This is a genomic window from Flavivirga sp. 57AJ16 (assembly GCF_028736925.1).
GTDB lineage: Bacteria > Bacteroidota > Bacteroidia > Flavobacteriales > Flavobacteriaceae > Flavivirga.
In genome coordinates, this window is the sequence record NZ_JAQZAT010000002.1 from 381,951 (window position 1) to 403,821 (window position 21,871).

A 21,871-nucleotide genomic window follows, 5' to 3' on the forward strand; every position below is an offset into this window, starting at 1 on the left:
AATTATGAAAAAAACAACTAAAATAATCTTATTACAACTAATTACATTGGTAAGTCTATGGTCTTGTAGTGATTACTTGGATGTGATCCCAGATAATATTGCAACAATTGAGTATGCTTTTAGAAATAGAAATGAAGCCGAAAAATATTTGTTTTCATGTTATAGCTATCGCCCAGATGTAGGCTCAGTAGACCGGGATCCAGCAATGGCTTCCGATGAAACCTTTAAGCGTTATGGTATTAATGGTGCTGGTTTTGTATGGGCAAATACGCAAATAGCTAGAGGTTTTCAATCACTTACAAGTCCCATTTTAAATACATGGGATGGAGAGAATTCATCAAAATCTGCATGGAAAGGTATTAGGGAATGTAATATCTTTTTAGAAAATGTAGATCAAGTACCCGATCTTCTTGATTTTGAGAAAAAAAGATGGATCGGTGAAGTAAAATTTTTAAAAGCTTATTATCATTACTACCTTTTAAAAAGTTACGGACCTATACCAATAGTAGATAAAAATCTTCCCATTAATGCAACTACTGAAGAGGTACAGGTGTATCGAGAGCCTGTAGATGAAGTTGTTAAATTTATTGTCGATCTTATGGCAGAAGCAGTTGAAGATTTGCCTGATGCGGCCGAAGTTATTGAAGGAACCGAAGCAGGTAGAATAGATAAACTAATAGCTTTAAGTACAAGAGCTAAAGTACTGGTTTTTGCAGCTAGTCCACTTTTTAATGGCAATGGCGATTATGCAAATATGATTGATAACAGAGGCGTACAGTTATTTTCTCAAACTTATGATGAAAATAAATGGGTGTTAGCTGCAGAAGCATGTAAAGAAGCAATTGACGAATGTCATGCCCAAGGCAAGTCTCTTTACAATCTTATTGACCCATTAGTGTTAACAGCAGACCCAATATTTCAATTACAAACGACATACCGAGAAGCTATAACAGCTCGTTGGAATCAAGAGTTAATTTGGGGTAATACCAAATACGACAACAATTTTCTAGCAAAGGCTTCTACAGTAAGACTTGTACGTTTGGAAAATCAGAATGATGTAACTAGTGAATACGCACCAACCATAAAGTTTGCTGAAAAATATTATTCTTCAAATGGTGTGCCAATTGAGGAAGATATTGATTGGATAAATAACGCATGGTATAGCGACAGGTATAAAATAAGAGAAGAGCCAGCCCAAATAGAGGAAGAAAAATATGTTGAGTTAAATAGATACACAGCAAATCTGCACTTTAATCGTGAGCCTAGGTTTTATGCTAGTATAGGCTTTGATAAAGGCGTCTATTATGGAAGTGGGTATTATCAATTTTCCGATAGTCAGCGCGATGTGAAATATTGCGATTTTTTAAAAGGTGGCGTATCTGGATTTCAAGGCGGTAGTGGTTACTCCATTACTGGCTATTCTGTGAAAAAATTGCATAGTTTTAAAAATGCCCAAACAAGAAACGCTGTATCTACAGAATACTTTCCTTTCCCTATTTTGCGTTTAGCAGATCTTTATTTATTGTATGCAGAAGCATTAAACGAGGCGAATGGACCTGTTGATGAGGTTTTTACTTATTTAGACCTTATAAGAAGTAGAGTTGGTTTAGATGGCGTTAAAGAATCATGGCTTAATCATTCTACCAATCCCGATAAACCAAATACAAAAAATGGTCTACGAGAGATCATACATCAAGAACGTGCCATAGAGTTAGCTTTTGAAGGAAAACGTTTTTGGGATATTAGGCGTTGGAAAAAAATTAGTGTTATGAACGACCAGCCGCAAGGATGGAACATACAAGGAGAGGTTAAAGAAGACTTCTACAAAGTAGTAACGTTGCCTCAAATTCCAATATTCTTTTCTACCAAAGATTATTTTTGGCCCATTAAAGAATCAAACCTGAATGTAAACCCTAATTTAATTCAAAATTATGGTTGGTAGTTATACTTTAACTTTTAATAAACTAAAAAACATAAGATGAAAAATAAATTATTTTTTTTGTTAACTATTCTTAGCCTGTTCATGTATTCTTGTGGAGAGGAAGAGTCTATAGGACAACAAGCATTAGATAGTATACCTCCTGGACAAGTATCAAATGTTGAAATCATAAATACACCAGGCGGCGCTTTAATAACATATTCTACTCCTGTAGATGAAGACTTACTTTATATTAAGGCAGTTTATTCACGTAGAGAAGGAGAAATTAGCGAATCTAAAGCATCTCAATATGCAGATACGTTGGTCATTGAAGGGTTTGGAAGTACCATAGAGCGCCAAGTACAATTAGTTTCGGTAGATCGAAGTAGAAACGAATCTGAACCAGTTAACGTCACCATTGCCCCTCTAGAACCTCCAGTTAATACTATTGCTGCTTCACTGGATATTATAGAAGACTTTGGAGGGATTACAAGTACTTGGTTTAATGAGGATAAAGCAGAAATATCGATTGTTCTTCAAGAAGTAGATACGTTACTTAATGAGTTTGTTCCTTTAGAAACTTATTATTCAAGTGCCCAAGAAGGGAAATTTTCTATTTATGGACTAGATACTATTCCTAGAAATATTCAAGCTTTTATTCAAGATCGCTGGGAGAATCGCTCACCAATAAAAGATTACACCATAACACCACTTTATGAAACTGAGTTTGAAAAAAGTAAATTCGCTTTAGTAAACCTACCAGGTGATGGGCCCCATCATAACGCTTGGGTTCCAAGTAATATATGGAATGGTACTGCAGAGCCTAATGGGTATTCATCTCAAGGAGGCCAAGGTATTTGGCCTCAGTCTATTACCATTGACCTAGGAGTGATTGGTAGGTTAAGTAGAATTAAAGTTTACCAACGTAAAGAAATAGATGCATATGTTTATGCTGAAGGAAACCTTAAAAGGTTTGAAGTTTGGGGCGCTGAAACTATTGATTTATCTGGCAATTGGGATAGTTGGACAAAGCTAGGGGATTTTGAATCTATAAAACCCTCAGGATTACCTTTTGGTCAATTCTCAGATGAAGACAAAGCAGTTGCATACAATGGTGAAGATTTTTCTTTTCTTTCATCAAATCCAAAAATACGATATATCAGAATATTAGTTAAAGAAACTTGGGCAGGAGGAGATAATTTCCAAATCATGGAATTGGACATTTTTGGTGATAACCGCTAGTGTTTTGAAACCTTAACTTAAAAAGAATATTATGAAAACACATTTATATAAAACGAACCTGCGTAAAAACAACTCTATGGTGGGTGCTCAAAATTATTTAAAAATAAATATCCTTAAAATAACCTATATTGTTTGCTTTACGTTTCTTTTATTTGGAATGGGAGCATGTTCGGATATGAACGATCTTCATAAACCTTATTTAGATGAAGGAGAATATATTTATGCAGAAAAAGTAGATACCGTTATAACAGGTTCTGGACGTGAACGCATTCAATTGAGTATGCACTTAAGTTCAGAAAACATAGAAACTATGCGTGTTTTTTGGAATAATAATTTAGATTCTATTGATATTGAAATTGGCAAGCAAAAAGGGGTTTTCAATAAAATAATAGAGAATTTAGATGAACAGCAGTATGTATTTAAATTTATCAGTATAGATAGAAATGGGAATAAATCCCTTCCTTATGAAGCAGAAGGAACAGTTTATGGAGATAATTTCCAAAGCCAGTTATTTAATAGAAAAATAATAAGTGGTAAATTCACTAACACTAATGAATTAACCATTAATTGGACAGTAGCTAATGTAGATGTGCTTTTAAGCAGTTTAACATATATAGATATTAATGATGCTCTGGTTACAAAAGAAGTGTTACCAACAGAAGAAATATCGGTTTTACCAAATTATGCTAGTCATTTAATGTACAATACAGCATTCCTTCCTAATGAAACTGCTATAGATACCTTTTATACAGAATCTGTTGCCTTCAACAAAATTTTATTAGTTAATAGTGAATGGACTATTGTAGATTTTTCTTCTGAAGAAGCAAATGGTGAAGGTCCTAATAATGGTTTTGCATCAGATGCTATTGATGGAAATCTTGATAGCTTTTGGCATTCTCAATGGCAAGGCGGATCGCCAAACTACCCGCACTACTTTACAATTGATTTGGGATCGGTAAAGACTATTACCAATTTTGAAATCTTTCGAAGACGTGGTAACGATGGTGGAGCTATTACTCACGAGTTTTGGGTGAGCAGCGATAATGTAACCTTTGCCAAAGCAGCAACACTTTATGCTAAATTAGAGTCAGACAATGGTTATATTGTTGATGCCGATGATGATACTGTGGGGAGGTATGTGAAATATGTTGCGGTAGAAGGGCCAAATAATTATACTCATTTGGGAGAGATTAATATTTATGGTAACTAAAATTTATAATGATAATTAATTTTTAATTATACTAGATTTTTTTGATTTTAAAAATTTGGTAAAAACTTTGAAAAAATAAAATATGAATAAAAGAAGTCATGTATTATACATAGAAAAATCGATATGGATTTTTTTAGTTAGTGTCTGTATGTTTTTAGGTTATTCTTGTAAGAATAAAAATGTTGAAACATTAAAAAGCGAAGTAAATAGCAAACCAAAAATTGTAAATATTGTAAATTTTATTCGATTGCTAGAGCCTAGGGATGTTAATATTACAGAAGATGTTCTTTATCAGACCGTCGTTAATCAGGTTTCTATGATGAAAAAATACAATCTAGGGGGGACTTTCTTATTACAGTATGATGCGTTAATGGATTCACGCTACCAAGAATTACTAAAAGAATTGCCAAGAGATGCTTTTGAAGTAGGAGCCTGGTGGGAAATTCCACAACCAATGGCAGAAAAAGCAGGTCTAAATTGGAGAGGGCGATTTCCTTGGGATTGGCATGCTGATGTAGGTTTTTCAACTGGTTACACCCCAGAAGAAAGGGAAAAGCTTGCCGATGTATATATGAATGATTTTAAAGAGATTTTTGGGTATTACCCTAAATCAGTAGCTTCATGGTTTATAGATGCACATACTTTAAATTATCTGTATAAAAAATATCATATAGTTGCCTCTGCAAATTGTAAAGATCAATATGGTACAGATGGTTACACAATGTGGGGAGGGTATTGGAACCAGGCTTATTACCCAAGTAAGATAAATTCTTATATGCCTGCTCAAAATAAGGAAAATCAAATTCCTGTGCCTATTTTTAGAATGTTGGGCAGTGACCCTTTGCGTCAGTATGATACTGGGTTAGGTCATACCATACAAGGCGTTATTACATTAGAGCCTGTATATCCTGATGCAGGTGGCGATGCAAATTGGGTAAAATGGTATTTAGATCAATTTATAGAAGGAGAGTCCATGGAGTATGCTTATACTCAGGCAGGACAAGAAAACTCATTTACTTGGAATGGTATGAAAAAAGGTTTTGAGATTCAGTTGCCGTTAATTTCAAAATTAAGAGATGAAAATAAAGTAAAAGTAGAAACGTTAGAAGAATCGGGTAGATGGTTTAAAAATAATTATGATGTCACACCAGCAACGTCCGTTACAGTAAATAATAGTAATGGTGCTTTATTGAATGATAATCGTAAAACAGTTTGGTTTAATAGCCGTTTTTATAGAGCAAATTTGTTATGGGATAAGGATGGAACATTAAAATTTAGAGATATCCATTTATTTGATGAGCGTTTAAAATCTTCTTATTTTGATAAAAAATTAGAATCCAACCAAGCATTATTTTTTACTTTGCCATTAGTAGATGGCTATCTTTGGAGTACACCAGAAGAAATAGCCGGACTAAGATTTAAAGGACTGATAAATGGAAAAGAAACCTTTCTAGAAGGAGGAAGCCCTACTATTACAAATCCAACAAAAGGAAAATTAGCTATATCATGGCCACTAACAAATACAGAAGGATCTATATTAATGGAATTTGATGAAAGAAAAGTAACTATAACTCATGATGGATCTAATGAAATAAATTGGTTTTTAGATTTAACAGCAAGTAAAAGCTTAGAGGAATTACCTTTTATAAGCATAAAGACAAATATCATTAATAGTAAATTTGAAAATATAAATTATTCAATTGAGGCAGAAAAGGGCGGTTTTTCAACCCCAAATAATACAATTTTTAGAATTTCACCAAAAGAGAACACTATAGTATTAAATTTATCTTCTAGAGACTAGAGGGGCCTTTTTACTTGTTTTATTTAAAAATGTTTTTCGAATTTAAAGGTTTCAGCCTCATTCGGAAAACATTTTTTATTTAATTCTAAATAATTTCCCGAAGGCTCTGCCTCTGGCCTAAGAGCCGGCAAAGGCAGGGTGTCCAAATGACCTCTTCTCCAAACTACCGTGTGTACACAAATAAAGCACAATAAAAAGATTGGACACGAATGGCACAAATTTTCACTAATTAACGTGAGTTCGATGTAAGCATAATATTATTGAGCAGAGTATCAATAATTTAATCTTGGTTGTCAGGTTGAGTACTTCGGTAAACTCAGCACAGGCTCTGTAGAAACCCATTTAAATAGCTGGTTTTAATGACCTTTCGACTTTAGTTTATGCCGAGAGTCGAAGTACTCAAGGCAACAATCGTATAATTAGTGAATTTATTGTTAAAAACACCCTTGCCTGCCTGGTCGGCAGACAGGTTTTAAATCGAACTCACGTTAATTATTCAGACTATTGACAGATTTCAAGCCTATATAGTCTAGGGATTCATATTCATGTAGAGTCCAATCTATAACGTAAAGAATTGGATTCGTGTGAATTTGTGCCATTCGTGTCTTTTTTAAAGATGTGTACACACGGTAGTCCTCCAAAGGAGAGGTCAGAACTGCCTTTTCGGGCAGTTCTTGGAGAGGTAAATGAATCATAGTATCTGTTTTAAAGCTTAGTTTTTTGAAAATACTTACTAAATACTAAAAACAAAACACCACATAGTAACCATGCAGGTAATGTTACAAAAGATAAAAACACATTAAATTGTATAGAGATGGAATAGAATAGCCCAAAACTAATAGCCCAAGCAAATAAAACTGATTTATTAAACTTAATATTTGTTGCTTCTGCATAATTTTTAATAATTCCAGCTTTTTTATAAAAGAAATGCTCAAATACAATTATGGCTCCAAATGGCGCTAATATAAAACCATATAATGCTACAAAACCAAGTAATTTCATAGCGAAAGCAGGAAATATACCGGCAATAGTAGCAACAGATCCCGCTATGATTGTTACCCAAAATGTAGATGCTTTAGGTATAATTGCTTGAAACGCTAAACCTGCTCTGTAAATTGTTGGGTTTGCTGTAGTCCATCCTGCTAAAACAACAGCTATAATCCCAAAAACACCAATGGCATTATAGGCTAATGGTCCAGGAGCCACAGGAGGGGCCTCACCATTAGATAAAAAGCCTACAGCTTCTGGGGATTGTAAATAAACTGCATATAATAAAGCGGCGGCTATCCATGCCATATAGTGCCCTATATACATACCTGCCGCGGTTGCCCATCCTGAACTGGCTTTTTTTGCAAAACGAAAAACTGATAAATCGGACATACCAATATGCATAGCAGCATTGGCAAACCAAGACCAGATAACCACATGCCAAAATGTGTATTTTATTTGCCCCGGAAAAGGTTCTCTACCTGCTCCCCATATATCCCAAAACTTAGAGAAACTAGAAACCCCCAATTGATTTAATGCCACAAAACCACAAGCTAAAAAAGCCATAACAATTATTGGAGACATCCAGTTTGCCGCTTTAGAAACAGTATCATAACCACGTGCTGCTATAATGGAAATAACGGTTCCAATAAGTATAACTATAACAACCCAAGTAATACCATTGGGCATAGTATCTGATAATTTGGGCATCGGCATATCAAATGGAATTCCAACAGCTGTTGCAGATACCGTTATCATAGAGCCTGCCAAAAAGCAAAATAAAATACCATTGGCTAGATTATATCCAGTAACTAACTTTTTCCCACAGATTTTTTCCAATTGAAAATATAGAGTCAGTCTATTTTTAACAGCAATTTCAGCCGTTAAAAAACGCCAACTTAAAACTGCAAGTAAATTTCCCAATAGCAAGCCCACAATAAGATCAAATGCACTAACACCAGCCGTTAAAAAAAGAGGGCCAATCATAAACTCGGTCCCTGCGGCATGCTCTCCAGCATACATACCCAAAAAACTTTTCCAGCTCTTTAATTTTGAAGGAGGTACAGGTGTTCTTTCAAATTCCCCTCCAGCTATCTCTTCTATTTCCTCTTTATGGTTAAATTCACTCATGAGTCTAGGTTTTTATATTAAATGATCTGGCAGATTTTCAATTTTTTCGCAGCAAAGTTGCTCCATTACTTGTTTAAATTGCATTTTTAACATAGAAATGGTATGATGGCCTCCTGCTTCTCCTAAAGCCGCAACACCATACATAAAAGACCTACCCATAAAGGTGAATTTAGCCCCACTTGCCATTACTCTGGCAATATCGGGCCCGGATCTTAGACCACTATCCAACATGATTTCAATCTTATCACCATATTGCTTTGTTATCTTTTGAAGGGCATGTATGGACGATTCTGAAGCATCTAATTGTCTTCCGCCATGATTGGAAACAATGATACCATCAAATCCCATTTTAATTGCATCTTGGGTATCTTGCTCTGAAGAAACGCCCTTTAATACCAATTTACCTTTCCATTTATCACGAATGGGCTTTATTTTTTCCAAATTTAGCTTACCTGAAAAAGTTTTATCCATAAATAGTCCCAATTGTTTTAAGTTAAGGCCTTCGGGCATATAAGGTGTGAGCGTTTTAAATGTAGGTTGCCCATTTTTTAAAGTATGAAATGCCCAAGTTGGATTTCCTAATATTTGTAATATATTGTTTAAAGACATTTTTGGAGGTAATGCAAGTCCATTTTTTATGTCCCTGGGCCTGTACCCAAAAGTTGGTACATCGCATAGAAGAACCAAAACGGGGCATTCTGCGGCTGCAGCTCTCTCAATGATATTATTTTTAATCGTATGGTCAACAGGATTATAAAGTTGATACCATGCTTTGCCCTCAGTAAGTTCACTTGCCCGTTCAATATCCATTGTTGAAACGGTACTTAAAACAAAAGGTATATTTTGTTCAAATGCCGCCTTAGCTAATATTTCGGCCGAATTTGGCCATATTAGTCCCTGTAGACCTACGGGAGCAATACCAAAAGGTGCATCATACTCGATACCAAAAATCTCAGTTTTCATTGAGCTCTTGCCAAAATTACGTAGATACCTTGGCTCTAATAAGATATCCCTAATATCCGAAGTATTACGACTAATATTAACATCTTCATTGCACCCACCATCTAAATATTCAAATGCAAATCGGGGGATTCGTTTCATGGCTCTTTTACGAAGGTCCTCTAAAGATGGATATTTTGGATTTATTTGAGATTTCATAATTATTTAATGATAAAAGGAACATGTTTTTTTAAAGAATAGTTTTTTTTCAAGAACTTGGAATTCAATTTTGAATCGGAAATAACAATAGCAGCGCCCAAGGCAGAACCCAATGATGAGTCTGTAGTTCTCAATTTCATATCCCTAAAATAATGAGATAGTAATTTGATATAAAGATCATTGTCGCTAAATCCACCATCCACATATAATCTCTGGATATCGTCTTTGCCGATGACATTTTTTATACTTTTTACCTGCAAGAGCACTAATTCTGTCATTAACTGATGGTAAGCGTACTCATAGTTGTCATAAGGTATTTTGGTTTGAGGTGGCATCTCATCATCATTTATACTTTCCCATTTAAACAGGTGCTTAAAATTTTGAACAATTTTTAAATAAGTATTGTAATTGAACTTTATATGACGATGGTAATCTTCAGGGACTTTAAAATGTTGATCTAATTTGCTTACCTGAATTTTATACTCGTTTCCTAAAAATAAACGGGTGGCCTTTACAGATTTTCCATTGATTCGCATATAGTTTATAAAAGTGTTGTTTTTGGCGCTTTCAAAACTGGGATAATCTGTAAATGGGTTTAGGGCAATACTCCAAGTCCCTGTTGAAACTAGGACAAATTTTTTCTTTATGCTCCTAACATAGGGCAATAATGCAGCAGAACTATCATGTATGCCAACGCCAATTTTTATACGTTTACCATTATAGTTCATATTTATACTGGTTTCTGTTGAAACTATAGGGGGGAGCAGGCTATTTATCCCCTCTTGGTATACCCATTCGTGATAATCCTTTTTTTGATAGTCCCAAAGGGCGGTATGGCAACCTATGCTTGTATATTCACTTAAAGGAATCCGGGTAAAAATGTAACTAAGGTATTGTGGCAGGTGTAATGAATACTTAATTTTTTTGAAAATTTCTGGTTGGCTATGCTTTAACCAGTACAGTTGTATGCCAGAATTTAAAAAGCTTAGATCAAAACATCCAGTGGTACTTAAAAAGTCTTCTTTTGGTCCGTATTTTTCCAAAAAAGAAGATACTATGCTCTCATCCAATGGCTTAGTGTAATTATATAGTGGCGTAAGTACTTCGCCATTTTCATCTAGGTGCACAAAACTGGCACCATATGACGAAAAATTTATGGCTTCAATATGATACTCTTCATTTTTCAAAATCTGGTCGAAGACTTCTTTTATCCACATTTGAAGCCTTTGTAGGTTTTCAGTTGGATAGCTGTCTTCATCTTCTATAAGATTAAAATGACTATATTCTCGATATATTTCATTATAATTCGAGTCAAAAAGGAAGCATTTTTTATTGGTCTTACCTATGTCAAATACAGCTGTTACTTTTTTCATTTTATGGTATTACAACCCCGATGCTACAGTGTCCATGCCTCTTTCATCTACTATTTTTTTTCGTATGGACAGATTTCTGTAAACTTCCAAGGGATAAATTGCACCACCACTATTTAAACGAGCTCGTTCCAATAAAGGGCGAACATCTGTTCTATAAGCAGATTGCAGGATTTCTTGACATTTGACCACATCATGATCTAATTGAGCAATTTTTAATGCTTCTTGGTCCACTAATAAGGCTTTGGCATAAGCTTCTTGAATCGCTTCTAGGGATTGCATCAAATCTTCCAAGGGATCCTTAATATTGTGACTTGCATCAATCATCCAAGCAGGATTGGGGTTCTGAGGATTGTTTTCCATACCAAAGACCAAGGCATTGAAAATAAGAAATAGTGTATAAGGTCTAAGGCTTCCTACAGTTAAATCATCATCTCCGTATTTACTGTCATTAAAATGAAAGCCGCCTAATTTTCCCTTCAACATTAGTGTAGAAACTATTTGCTCTATATTGGTGTTAGGCAAATGATGACCCAGATCTACTAATGTATAAGCTTTTTCGCCACATGCATTTGCCAGCATAAATGAAGTTCCCCAATCTTGAATAACCGTACTATAGAAATTTGGCTCATATGGTTTGTATTCAATAAACATTTTCCAATCGTCGGGCATAGATTGATATATCTTTTCTAAACTTTCTTGAGTATTCATTAAAGCTGTTTGAAAATTAGACTGTCCAGGGAAATTTGATCCATCAGCAAGCCATACTGTAAGGCTTTTGGAATTTAATTTTTTGCCAATATTGATAACCTCTATATTATGTTCTATGGCCTGTTCCCTGACCGATTTATCGGTATTGCTCAATGAACCGTATTTGTAACTTTCTCTGGCATTTTTTGAATCTTGAAACGTATTGGAATTAACCGCGTCAAAAATTAAGTTGTGGGAGGCTGCCAGTTCTGCTATAGCTTTAAAGTCTTTAGGGATATCCCAAGGGATATGAAGTGATATGGCACCTGCCGATTGAGTTAGCATATGTAACAGCCCAACATCTTCTATTTTTTGTTCCAATGTAGCAGGTTCACCATAAAAGGAAAACCGCCCAAATCTTGTACCACCAGTACCCAAGGCCCAACTGGGGATTGCAATTTGAAAATCGGATAATTTTTGAAGAATTGATGGTATATCGATTCCTTGTCTTATCAGATTGTTTGATAGAAAATGGTATTTTTCTTCATGTACCTCTTTTTTTTTACGATTTTGCTCTTGTATAAGTCCTTTATCTATATTCATGGAATTTCTTTTAAGGTAATATTTACAGACAGTTTTAACCTGTAAATAGTTTTAACCAATCAAACTAACAACTTTGAATTTAAAATAAACAGATAAAATCAACGCACAAAGGCACTGGATATACCTCCGTCTACATTAATAATATTTCCGGTTGTTTTATCTAAAATGGCTACCAATGTAAATACCCCGTTAGCTATATCTTTTGGGTATATGATTTCGTTCAAAAGATTTCGTTTTGCATAATGTGCGGGTAATTCCTCTACTGTAATACCATGGGCCTTTGCTCTTCCTTCAGCCCATTCACCTTGCCAAATCTTACTTCCAATAATGACACCATCAGGATTTACTGTATTCACTCTAATTTTATCTGGTGCTAATTCGGCTGCCAATAAACGAGACATATGCTGTTGCGCAGCTTTAGCAGTGCCATAACCTACATTATTAGGTCCCGAAACCAGTCCATTTTTACTGGCAATATTTATAATATTTCCCCCTAGATTTTGTCTGCGCATCACATCGACACCAGCTTTGATTAATTCGAATTGACCTTTCACTAAAACATCTTGTAAAATATCCCAATCCTTTTCAGTGGTTTCCTCTAGTGGTTTAGATATTGCCAGACCTGCACTATGAACAATAATGTCGACACCTCCAAATTCCAAACAAGCTTTTTTATAAGCTTCTTTTATAGAAGCCACACTTGTAACATCGCATAATGCATAAGCAGACACATCCTTTTTATAGGTCGCATTGACCTCTTTAAGTTTATCTTCTGTTATGTCTGTTATGATGATATTTGCTCCTTCTTCTGTTAATTTATCAGCTATGGCTTTGCCTATTCCGCCACTAGCACCAGTTATCAAGGCAATTTTGCGCGATAGTGGTTTTTCTTTTGGTAAACGTTGTAGTTTTGCCTCTTCCAATAACCAATATTCGATGTCGAAAGCCTCCTGTCTTGGTAATGACGTATAGGTGCTAATTGCTTCTGCCCCTCGCATGACATTGATAGCATTTATATAAAACTCACTTGCAACACGCGCTGTTTGCTTATTTTTGGCAAAACTAAATATACCAATCCCTGGATATATAATAATTACCGGGTTTGAATCACGAATAGGTGGACTATTATCTCTTTTAAAAGTGTTGTAATAGTTATGATATTCTTTTCTATAAGCTTCGAATTCGAGCTCTAATTTTGCAGCGATTACTTTAGGGGTGCTTAAATCTTCATCCGTACCTAAAGTAAGTACCAATGGCTGAATTTTAGTCCTTAAAAAATGGTCGGGGCAAGATGTTCCCATTGGAGCTAATCGTTCTAGATCTTCACTGTTGATGTACTCCAAAACAACATCGCTATCTGAAAAATGGCCAATCATCCTATTTTCTGACGAGCACAAGCCCCTTAATATGGGCATTAATAGAGAAGCTTTCTCAAGACGCTTTTCCTTTGGAACGTTTTGTATTTTTTGCCCTCCAAAACAAATGCCTTTTTCATTGATTTTATTTTCAATATATTCAGAAGCCATTTCAATAACCTCTAGGCTATTCACATAACATTCATGTGATGTGTTTCCCCAAGTAAACAACCCGTGATTGCCCAATACAATCCCTCGGATTCCTGGATTGTCGTTTAAACATTTTTCTAATTGTATTCCGAGGTCAAAACCTGGGCGTTGCCAAGGTAACCAACCCATGGTGTCACCCCAGATTTCCTTGGTAATCTTTTTGCTGTCCTTGGCAGCTGCAACAGCAATTAATGCGTCCGGATGTAAATGGTCTATGTGGGCAAAAGGCAATAATCCATGAAGCGGGGTGTCAATTGATGGCGCTTTACTATTTAAATCATATATACAGTGGTCAAAGAGTCCAACCATACGGTCTTCGTCGTGTAAACCTTTATAAATGTTTTTTAAATCACGTAATCTACTTGTATACAGTCCCGCAATTCCAGATCGGGTCAAAGTTCCTATATCACCACCTGATCCTTTTATCCACATAATTTCAACATCTTCATTGGTCAAGGGGTCTTTTTCTATAGTTTTGCAGCTTGTATTTCCGCCTCCGTAATTGGTTATTCTTAAATCTGCACCTAATATATTGGATCTATATAAAAAGAGTGCTACTTCATCATTTTTTAAAGAAGCGGCTTTTTGCTCATCCCATAAATATTCCACATGCGTAAATTTATATATTAGTTTTTCCATGGATATAATATTGATAAATATATTTAACTTAGCGCAATTTAGAATACCGTTTGGTTAAAACTATCCTGTAGTTTACTGTCTATACTTTGAACAAATTACTTTTTTACTCTCTTTTATTGTCATAAATTTATCAAATCTATGTAAATGTAATAATTAATATAATGTTGACTGTTTTTAAAATTAAAGAAAATTCGAGAATACCCAAATATCAACAGATTGTAGAATCGGTTATAATGGGCGTTTCTAATGGTCAATTAGAAATTAATCAAAAAATACCTTCTATAAATGAAATTAGTGAGGAATTTTACCTCTCTAGGGATACTGTGGAAAAAGCATATAGGATTCTTAAAGAAAAAAAAATTATTACGTCTGTTAAGGGGAAAGGATTTTACATTGCAAGAACTGTATTACTAGCTAAAAAAAATGTTCTTTTTCTTATTAATAAGCCCAGTTCTTATAAAATGAGAATTTATAATTCATTTGTAGATAGGCTAGGAGTGGATGCACATGTTGATTTGAGTATTTATCATTGCGATGTTCAAATTTTCCTTAATCTTCTGGAAAAGTATAAAAATTATTACGATTACTATGTTATTATGCCGCATTTTAAGACGGATAATTTAAACCACCTAAGTATTAATGATGATATTCAAAGAGCTATAGAAAGTATACCTTCAGAAAAACTTATCGTACTGGATAATAATATAATTAAGGACAGTATTAGGGCTGTTTATCAGGATTTTGAGAATGATCTATATGATGCGTTAGTAAAAAGTATAAATGAACTTCGAAGGTATAAAAATTTAATACTTATTTATCCAACAAAGGTAATCTATCCTTATCCAAGACGAATTCTCAATGGATTTAGAAAATTTTGTATTCACCATAAATTTGAATTTGAAATTTTAGAAGAGATTTATTCAGAAATGGAATTGAAGCCTTTAGATGCTTACATTGTAATAGAGGAAAATGACTTGGTGAATTTAATAAAACAAGTGCGGGACCAAGGATTTATTATGGGGAAAAGTATTGGGGTGCTTTCTTATAACGATACACCTTTAAAAGAACTTCTAGGAATATCTGTCGTTAGTACCGATTTTAAAAAAATGGGAGAAATGGCTGCAGAGATGATAAAGAGTAAACTCACAGGAAGTCATAGAAACCCTTTTTATTTAATTCACAGAAACTCAATATAAATTTATCTTTTATCATTAGTGTCCGACTAAAAACGTAAGACCGCTTCGTTATTAGAATCAAGAACAAAGACTTGATTGTAACTAACAGACAAACAGGTACACCATTATTGTTTTACATCCAGAAACCTAAATATTTCCTGATAGATTTAACTGGTATTAAAAGCAAGGCGTCTAATCTGTAATGCTTTTACAAATACTATTATAGATGGGCTTCAAATAAAAGTCAATAGTTTTTATCGGACAACAATAATCTTTTTTATAAGTAATAGTTTAGAACAGGATAGTACAGGATACAAATGTGATTATTGACTTTTAACATTGTGGAGAGTTTTTAATTGGTATAAGAGGGATATTAGTTGTTTAAACATTGAAAACCTGTATGTATAATGTGTCAATAAATTCGATAGGAAAATTTTATTCTAATCGTTTTTTGTTAATTTTAAGAACATCAAAATAATGTTAAACGATTTTTTATGAAACATATATTATTGGCGTTCCATGTGCTATTCTTATTTTGTCATAATTGGGTTAGGGCCCAAGAACCTATATGGCTATATCCTCAAGATGAAATTCTTTTTGCAAAGGAAGGTTCAGAAATACCTAGACTCACTTATTATCTTCCTGAAAATAAGAAAAATGACATAGCGGTCATCGTTTGTTCTGGAGGTTCATATGTAGGTAGAGCCAATAATGTAGAGGGGATACCTGCATGTAAAGAACTTAATAAGATGGGTATAACGGCATTTCTTTTGGATTATCGTCTCCCAAATGCCTCTAGAATGGCTCATAAAGAGATAGTTCCATTATCTGATGCCCAAAAAGCACTTGAATATGTTAGGAAGCATTCGAAAGCCTATAACATAAACCCAAATAAGGTTGGTATTATGGGGTTTTCGGCAGGTGGGCATTTAGTGACAACCGTTGCGACACATTTTAACCAAACGGCATTAGAAAATCCAGAGAATATAAATTTGCGACCAGATTTTGTGGTGGCAGTTTATCCCGTTGTGAGTTTTGCAGATAACCTGACTCATTTGGAATCAAGAATGCATTTAATTGGGGCAGATATGACACCTGAAAAAATTAAAGAATTTTCCAATGAATTACAAGTAACGAAAGATACCCCACCAACCTTTATTGTATCTGCTATAGATGACGATGTGGTTAAAGTCGAAAATAGCTTGTATTTTAATGCCGCTTTACGACAACATAAAGTCCCAGTAGAACTGTTTTTGTATGCTGAAGGGGGACATGGTTTTGGTGTTTTCAATAAAACAGCAAAAGTACAGTGGACAAGCCCTTGTTTTAATTGGATTTTATCTGAAACTTGGTATAAGAAGAAATAAATTAAGTCGAAAATTTGGTGTGTTGTAAAGTGGCATACATTTAGATATTGCATACAAATAATATTATAAAAATGAAAGGTTAAACATAAAGCCCAATTCATGTCTACTGGCATTAATCCATACTCTTAAAACTATAGTGTTAAAGCCATAAATGGGAGATTTTCGAAAGCAATTGAAGATTTTTATTTTAGTGTTTTACCGGATAAAGGGCGCTTATTGTTGGATTTTTTAATAGGTGAATTATAAAGTTTCTTATTTATGGCTGTTTAATCGAAAAGAATTCCTCGACGCATTGCGTTGGGCCTGCCTGGCAGGCAGGGTTGTCATTCCCATGAAATCGAAGATTCAAGAACACCAATTATAAAAATAAAAGATAGTGAGCTAAACGGATTTAACCAGTTGTTTTGAAGTTTATTTGGTATAAGGCATTGTTGTTAATAAACAAACAGCAATAGAGCATTTTATTGTACTTTTGTTAGGGAGTGAAACTTTGTCAAGGTCTATAGATAGATGTAAGATAACATGGAATCCTTAGGGCTCTTAAGAAAAAATATTGAAGAATATGTCGAATGCAACGATGAGGAATTTGAGGTTTTAGATAGTTCCTTTGAACAAAAGAAAATCGAAAAAAAGTATTTCCTTTAAGATAGGGTGAAGTTTGTCGGTTTGAAACTTTTGTAGTTAAGGGGTTGTTGAAAATTTATACTATTGATTATAATAGCAAAGAACATACCCGATATTGATTGGTGGATTGGAGATAAACATTTTCACCTAAAAAAGGAAGTCAATATAATATATAGAATATCATCTAATAAAATAATACTAAAATTTATTAACTAATAAATCAGTTATTTAAATAATATGTTTTTCATTATGAAACAATTTAACCCAATAGAACGTGCCATGAAGTGTATTTTGGTTTTATGCGTTTTAACTATTTTTAGTAATCATGCTGTATCTGCAAATTTACTTAATCCTCAGGTTTCTAATAAAGCTAGAGAAATTAAGGCTCAAAAAAAGTGGTTGCTCTTACCTGTGAAAAATGGTGCGCAAAAAAAGAAGGTGGCTATTTTCGCTAAAGGCGTTGAAGTATGTTCGTTTAGTATTGAATTGGCAGATAGCAATCCAGATTGGTATGCTTATCTTGATATTAGAACCTGGAAAGGCGAAAATCTTGAAATTTTAGTAAATGAACTTTCTCAAAACTCATTGGCTCTAACCCTTATAAAACAAAGTGATAAGGAACTTGATAAAAGTAATATGTATGCAGAGGATTTACGCGGTAAGATTCACTTTTCACCCAAACGGGGTTGGAATAACGACCCCAATGGCTTAACATTTTATAACGGAGAATATCACATGTTTTTTCAACATAACCCGTATGGAGTGCAATGGGGAAATATGCATTGGGGACATGCAATAAGTAAAGATTTGGTACATTGGAAAGAAGTTGGGGAAGCGCTTTATCCTGACGAGACTGGAACCATGTATAGTGGTAGCGGAGTTGTAGACAAAAATAATACAAGCGGTTTTGGTACTTTAAAAAATGCTCCCATGGTTGTGAGCTATACTTCAGACAAATTGTGGACACAAGGATTGGCCTACAGCCTTAACGGTAAAGATTTTACAAAGTTTGAAAAACCTGTGGTAAAAAAGGTAACCAATGGAAACAGGGATCCAAAAATAGTATGGTACGAGCCTTTAAAAGAATGGATTATGGTGTTGTATGTTGAAAAACCGGAGAAACAACATACGGTTCATTTTTATGGTTCTAAAAACCTGAAGGATTGGTCACTTTTAAGTATTTTGAAAGGCGGTAAAGATAACGACAGGTTTTTATTTGAGTGTCCGGATTTTTATGAACTTCCTGTAGATGGATATGAAAACAATAAAAAATGGGTACTTAGTGGCGCAAATAGCGAGTATGCTATTGGGACATTTGACGGCAAAACATTTCAGCCAGAATTATCCCGATTAAAAAGTGTTCATGGTAGGGGGTACTATGCAGCACAAACATTTAGCAACGACCCAAAAGGAAGAATTATTGAAGTTGGGTGGTGGCAAACCAATACTGCGCATGGAGAGAATTATTTTAACCAGTCCATGAGCCTTCCGATGGCGTTAAAATTAGTAACTACAACCAATGGATTAAGATTGTCCCGAAAACCCGTTGAAGAACTAGAAAGTCTAAGAAAAAAACAACAAACTTTTAAAAATGTAAAAGTAATAGGTAAAAGTATACTTCCTTTAAAACTTAACCCCAAGAACGCATTGGAGGTACATGTGGAGCTTGAATCCGATACGGCGAGCGAGATTGTGTTTAAAATTAGAGGGTTAGATATTGTCTATAATTTTAACAATGAGGAACTAATAGTTGATGGCGTAAAGGAGAAATTAACTTTAAAAAATGGCCAACTAAAATTCACTGCTTTTATAGACAAAACGGGAGTTGAGATTTTTGCAGATAACGGCGTATTTTACATGCCTGTTAATGTAAATATTACTAATGATAATGAACAAATTATTTTAAGCAGTAAAGAGGGGGCTACGATTTGTAGAAAAATAAACGTTTACTCCCTAAAAAGTATTTGGTAACTTTTTTGTTGATAAAACAGGTGAGCCAACAGTGGGGCGCCTATAGCGGATGTGTTTTTCTATTTAGTTTGGGGTATAAATTTATTCTAGGATCAACTATTGTATTGCGCCTGTAATTGAAAAAGGAGTAAATACAAGATTCATAATTTAAGAGCCCAATCATATGCTAGCACCTAATCATATGCATAAACAGAACAAGCTCAAAAGAAAACAATACAAAAACAAAAAAGGTAGCAATATTAAATCACTACCTTTAATTTATTAATTCTGTAACGATATTTTAGGACGTCACGATTTCATAGAATCTGTTTTTTTAAGACTTATGAAGTTGTGGTCTTTTTGAATATTCTTCCCATAAATCAACCAAGGATTTATTCGTGAACGCTTCCCATAGAGCTACGGAATAAGTTTTATTTCTTAGTTGCTTGTCTAATAGTTTTACCAAGTTTTTGTTATAGTTATTTGATGTCCAAACTAAAAATCGTGCTGTTACTCTATATGAATTAGTGTAATGTTGGGTATTTTGAAATTTAGGTAAAGACCAACCTGCTAATTTATTGTTTATACCATGAATATACCTTATGTAATCAGCAATACCTTCAACAAGCCACCCTGGCCCCGAATTGCCTGGATATCCTTGAATAATATGCATGCCTTCATGCGTAATAAGGTCGGCATCTGTTGGTTTTTTGTGCATCCATTTAGAAGAAATGGTTATCTGTCCATTATGAGCATAAGCGACACCTTCATAGGCATTATCAATTTTGATTTTCACCTTTTTAGGGGCATTTTTATTATAGGTTAGACGCAATTTAGGATAGGTTTTAAAAAAGGTGTCTAAATACAGTTTTATAATAGAATCTGAAAGCGTGGGGTCTTCATTGGTTAAATGAACGCTTATACCTTTCTTCTTAATTAGCTGTGTGTTCTGTGCTGTTATTTCTCTGATTGGAAAAAAGAGTAACAGGGCAAAAAGTAAATGTGTTATTTTCATTTTATTAAGATTTTAATTAAAAATTATTCTAAAGTCAGATACAGAAATTATTATCTATACCTGCCTTGAAATAAAGCATTAACTCAAAAAACAATATTTTTCCATATCGAAATATTGAGACACTGCAATGTATTTATTGAATTTTAAAGTTTACCCTTAATAAAGGAGAAGCGCCCTAAAATTCATGAATTTTAGGGCGCTTCTCCTTATGGAAAGCCATTTCGTTGTGCTTTCCATAAATTTAGAAAAGACACATTGCAAGTTACAATAAGAACTAGTAGAACGATTTGTTGTTAGACCGAGTCACAAGTTTTTAGATATCCCCCGCTACCGCTAAACTGTGTTTAGTGGCGGCAAACTAACTAAAAATTTACCAATCAGAATATTATTAATTCAAAGTTTATCCTATAAAACCAACCGAATCTATCTCCAAAACCGTATTATCTTCTTGAAAGTTTCTGGCACTTGAATATTTCCAATCTATTGCATTAGTAACAAAACCACTTTTTACAGGGTTATTATGAATATAATCTGTTTTTTGTTTGATTACTTTTTCGCTCCATAGCTCAATAGGTTTATTATGATGTTGCCAAAATTGATATTTACTTTTCGTTGCATTCTTTTTTCCTGCGTGCTCAAATAGCCATAACAACCACTCTTTTCTACTCTCTTGAGAGTTGTTTGCTATAGTTTCCATTAATTTCCTTGCTGTATATTTTTTAAAATCCCGTATCAGCCCTGATGGATCTTCATATGCCGACCTAAAGATCAAATGTATATGGCTCGGCATAAAGCAATAGGCATATAGTTCCATACCTTTCTCTTTTCTGCAATAATCTACACTTCTTGCCAATACATCAAAATAAATTTGCCTTATAAAAACATCCAACCAATTTACAGTAGCCCCGCTACCGCTAAACTGTGTTTAGTGGCGGCAAACTAACTAAAAATTTACCAATCAGAATATTATTAATTCAAAGTTTATCCTATAAAACCAACCGAATCTATCTCCAAAACCGTATTATCTTCTTGAAAGTTTCTGGCACTTGAATATTTCCAATCTATTGCATTAGTAACAAAACCACTTTTTACAGGGTTATTATGAATATAATCTGTTTTTTGTTTGATTACTTTTTCGCTCCATAGCTCAATAGGTTTATTATGATGTTGCCAAAATTGATATTTACTTTTCGTTGCATTCTTTTTTCCTGCGTGCTCAAATAGCCATAACAACCACTCTTTTCTACTCTCTTGAGAGTTGTTTGCTATAGTTTCCATTAATTTCCTTGCTGTATATTTTTTAAAATCCCGTATCAGCCCTGATGGATCTTCATATGCCGACCTAAAGATCAAATGTATATGGCTCGGCATAAAGCAATAGGCATATAGTTCCATACCTTTCTCTTTTCTGCAATAATCTACACTT

At 34.2% G+C, this 21,871-nt stretch carries 16 protein-coding genes; 7 read left to right on the top strand and 9 right to left on the bottom strand.

Annotated features, from left to right (window positions below; genetic code table 11):
- Positions 1-4: 4 nt before the first annotated feature.
- The 4 genes from PQO00_RS03875 (at position 5) to PQO00_RS03890 (ending at position 6,171) form a co-directional block, all read left to right on the top strand.
- The gene (locus PQO00_RS03875; RefSeq protein WP_274183518.1) at positions 5-1,942 is read left to right on the top strand and encodes a RagB/SusD family nutrient uptake outer membrane protein; all 1,938 of its coding nucleotides are present in this window, start codon (positions 5-7) and stop codon (positions 1,940-1,942) included.
- 36 nt (positions 1,943-1,978) lie between these two features.
- Positions 1,979-3,160 (top strand): DUF5000 domain-containing lipoprotein, encoded by a 1,182-nt coding sequence (locus PQO00_RS03880; protein WP_274183519.1) that lies wholly within the window; start codon positions 1,979-1,981, stop codon positions 3,158-3,160.
- A 31-nt stretch (positions 3,161-3,191) separates the two neighbouring features.
- Positions 3,192-4,370, top strand: coding sequence for a DUF4998 domain-containing protein (locus PQO00_RS03885; RefSeq protein ID WP_274183520.1), 1,179 nt, complete (start codon positions 3,192-3,194; stop codon positions 4,368-4,370).
- 82 nt (positions 4,371-4,452) lie between these two features.
- Entirely contained in the window at positions 4,453-6,171 is a 1,719-nt protein-coding gene (locus tag PQO00_RS03890; protein ID WP_274183521.1) for a hypothetical protein, read from the top strand.
- Positions 6,172-6,659: 488 nt separating this feature from the next.
- Here PQO00_RS03890 and PQO00_RS03895 read toward each other — a convergent pair whose 3' ends face one another.
- The 6 genes from PQO00_RS03895 to PQO00_RS03920 all read right to left on the bottom strand — a co-directional run bounded on the left by PQO00_RS03895 (position 6,660) and on the right by PQO00_RS03920 (position 14,314).
- A complete protein-coding gene (locus PQO00_RS03895) occupies positions 6,660-6,866 on the bottom strand; it encodes a hypothetical protein (RefSeq protein ID WP_274183522.1) in 207 nt (68 codons plus the stop codon).
- Between the two features lie 10 nt (positions 6,867-6,876).
- Positions 6,877-8,289 carry a cytosine permease gene (locus PQO00_RS03900; RefSeq protein ID WP_274183523.1) on the bottom strand — a complete coding sequence of 471 codons (1,413 nt, stop codon included), beginning with the start codon at positions 8,287-8,289 and terminating at the stop codon, positions 6,877-6,879.
- 12 nt (positions 8,290-8,301) lie between these two features.
- Entirely contained in the window at positions 8,302-9,447 is a 1,146-nt protein-coding gene (locus PQO00_RS03905) for an alpha-hydroxy acid oxidase (protein WP_274183524.1), read from the bottom strand.
- 2 nt (positions 9,448-9,449) lie between these two features.
- Positions 9,450-10,820, bottom strand: coding sequence for an FGGY-family carbohydrate kinase (locus PQO00_RS03910; protein WP_274183525.1), 1,371 nt, complete (start codon positions 10,818-10,820; stop codon positions 9,450-9,452).
- A 9-nt stretch (positions 10,821-10,829) separates the two neighbouring features.
- On the bottom strand, positions 10,830-12,110 hold the full coding sequence (locus tag PQO00_RS03915) for an L-rhamnose isomerase (RefSeq protein ID WP_274183526.1): 1,281 nt from the start codon (positions 12,108-12,110) through the stop codon (positions 10,830-10,832).
- Between the two features lie 98 nt (positions 12,111-12,208).
- A complete protein-coding gene (locus tag PQO00_RS03920; protein WP_274183527.1) occupies positions 12,209-14,314 on the bottom strand; it encodes a bifunctional aldolase/short-chain dehydrogenase in 2,106 nt (701 codons plus the stop codon).
- A gap of 161 nt (positions 14,315-14,475) precedes the next feature.
- Between PQO00_RS03920 and PQO00_RS03925 the strand changes: the two genes are divergently transcribed.
- The 3 genes from PQO00_RS03925 (at position 14,476) to PQO00_RS03935 (ending at position 19,451) form a co-directional block, all read left to right on the top strand.
- Positions 14,476-15,510, top strand: coding sequence for a GntR family transcriptional regulator (locus PQO00_RS03925; protein ID WP_274183528.1), 1,035 nt, complete (start codon positions 14,476-14,478; stop codon positions 15,508-15,510).
- A 473-nt stretch (positions 15,511-15,983) separates the two neighbouring features.
- Positions 15,984-16,856 carry an alpha/beta hydrolase gene (locus PQO00_RS03930; protein ID WP_274183529.1) on the top strand — a complete coding sequence of 291 codons (873 nt, stop codon included), beginning with the start codon at positions 15,984-15,986 and terminating at the stop codon, positions 16,854-16,856.
- Positions 16,857-17,729: 873 nt separating this feature from the next.
- Positions 17,730-19,451 carry a glycoside hydrolase family 32 protein gene (locus tag PQO00_RS03935; protein ID WP_274183530.1) on the top strand — a complete coding sequence of 574 codons (1,722 nt, stop codon included), beginning with the start codon at positions 17,730-17,732 and terminating at the stop codon, positions 19,449-19,451.
- 313 nt (positions 19,452-19,764) lie between these two features.
- Here PQO00_RS03935 and PQO00_RS03940 read toward each other — a convergent pair whose 3' ends face one another.
- The 3 genes from PQO00_RS03940 to PQO00_RS03950 all read right to left on the bottom strand — a co-directional run.
- Positions 19,765-20,445 carry a basic secretory protein-like protein gene (locus PQO00_RS03940; protein ID WP_274183531.1) on the bottom strand — a complete coding sequence of 227 codons (681 nt, stop codon included), beginning with the start codon at positions 20,443-20,445 and terminating at the stop codon, positions 19,765-19,767.
- A gap of 400 nt (positions 20,446-20,845) precedes the next feature.
- Positions 20,846-21,334, bottom strand: coding sequence for a transposase (locus tag PQO00_RS03945; protein ID WP_274183532.1), 489 nt, complete (start codon positions 21,332-21,334; stop codon positions 20,846-20,848).
- Positions 21,335-21,426: 92 nt separating this feature from the next.
- A partial coding sequence (locus tag PQO00_RS03950) for a transposase (protein WP_274183533.1) occupies positions 21,427-21,871 on the bottom strand: 445 nt, incomplete at its 5' end.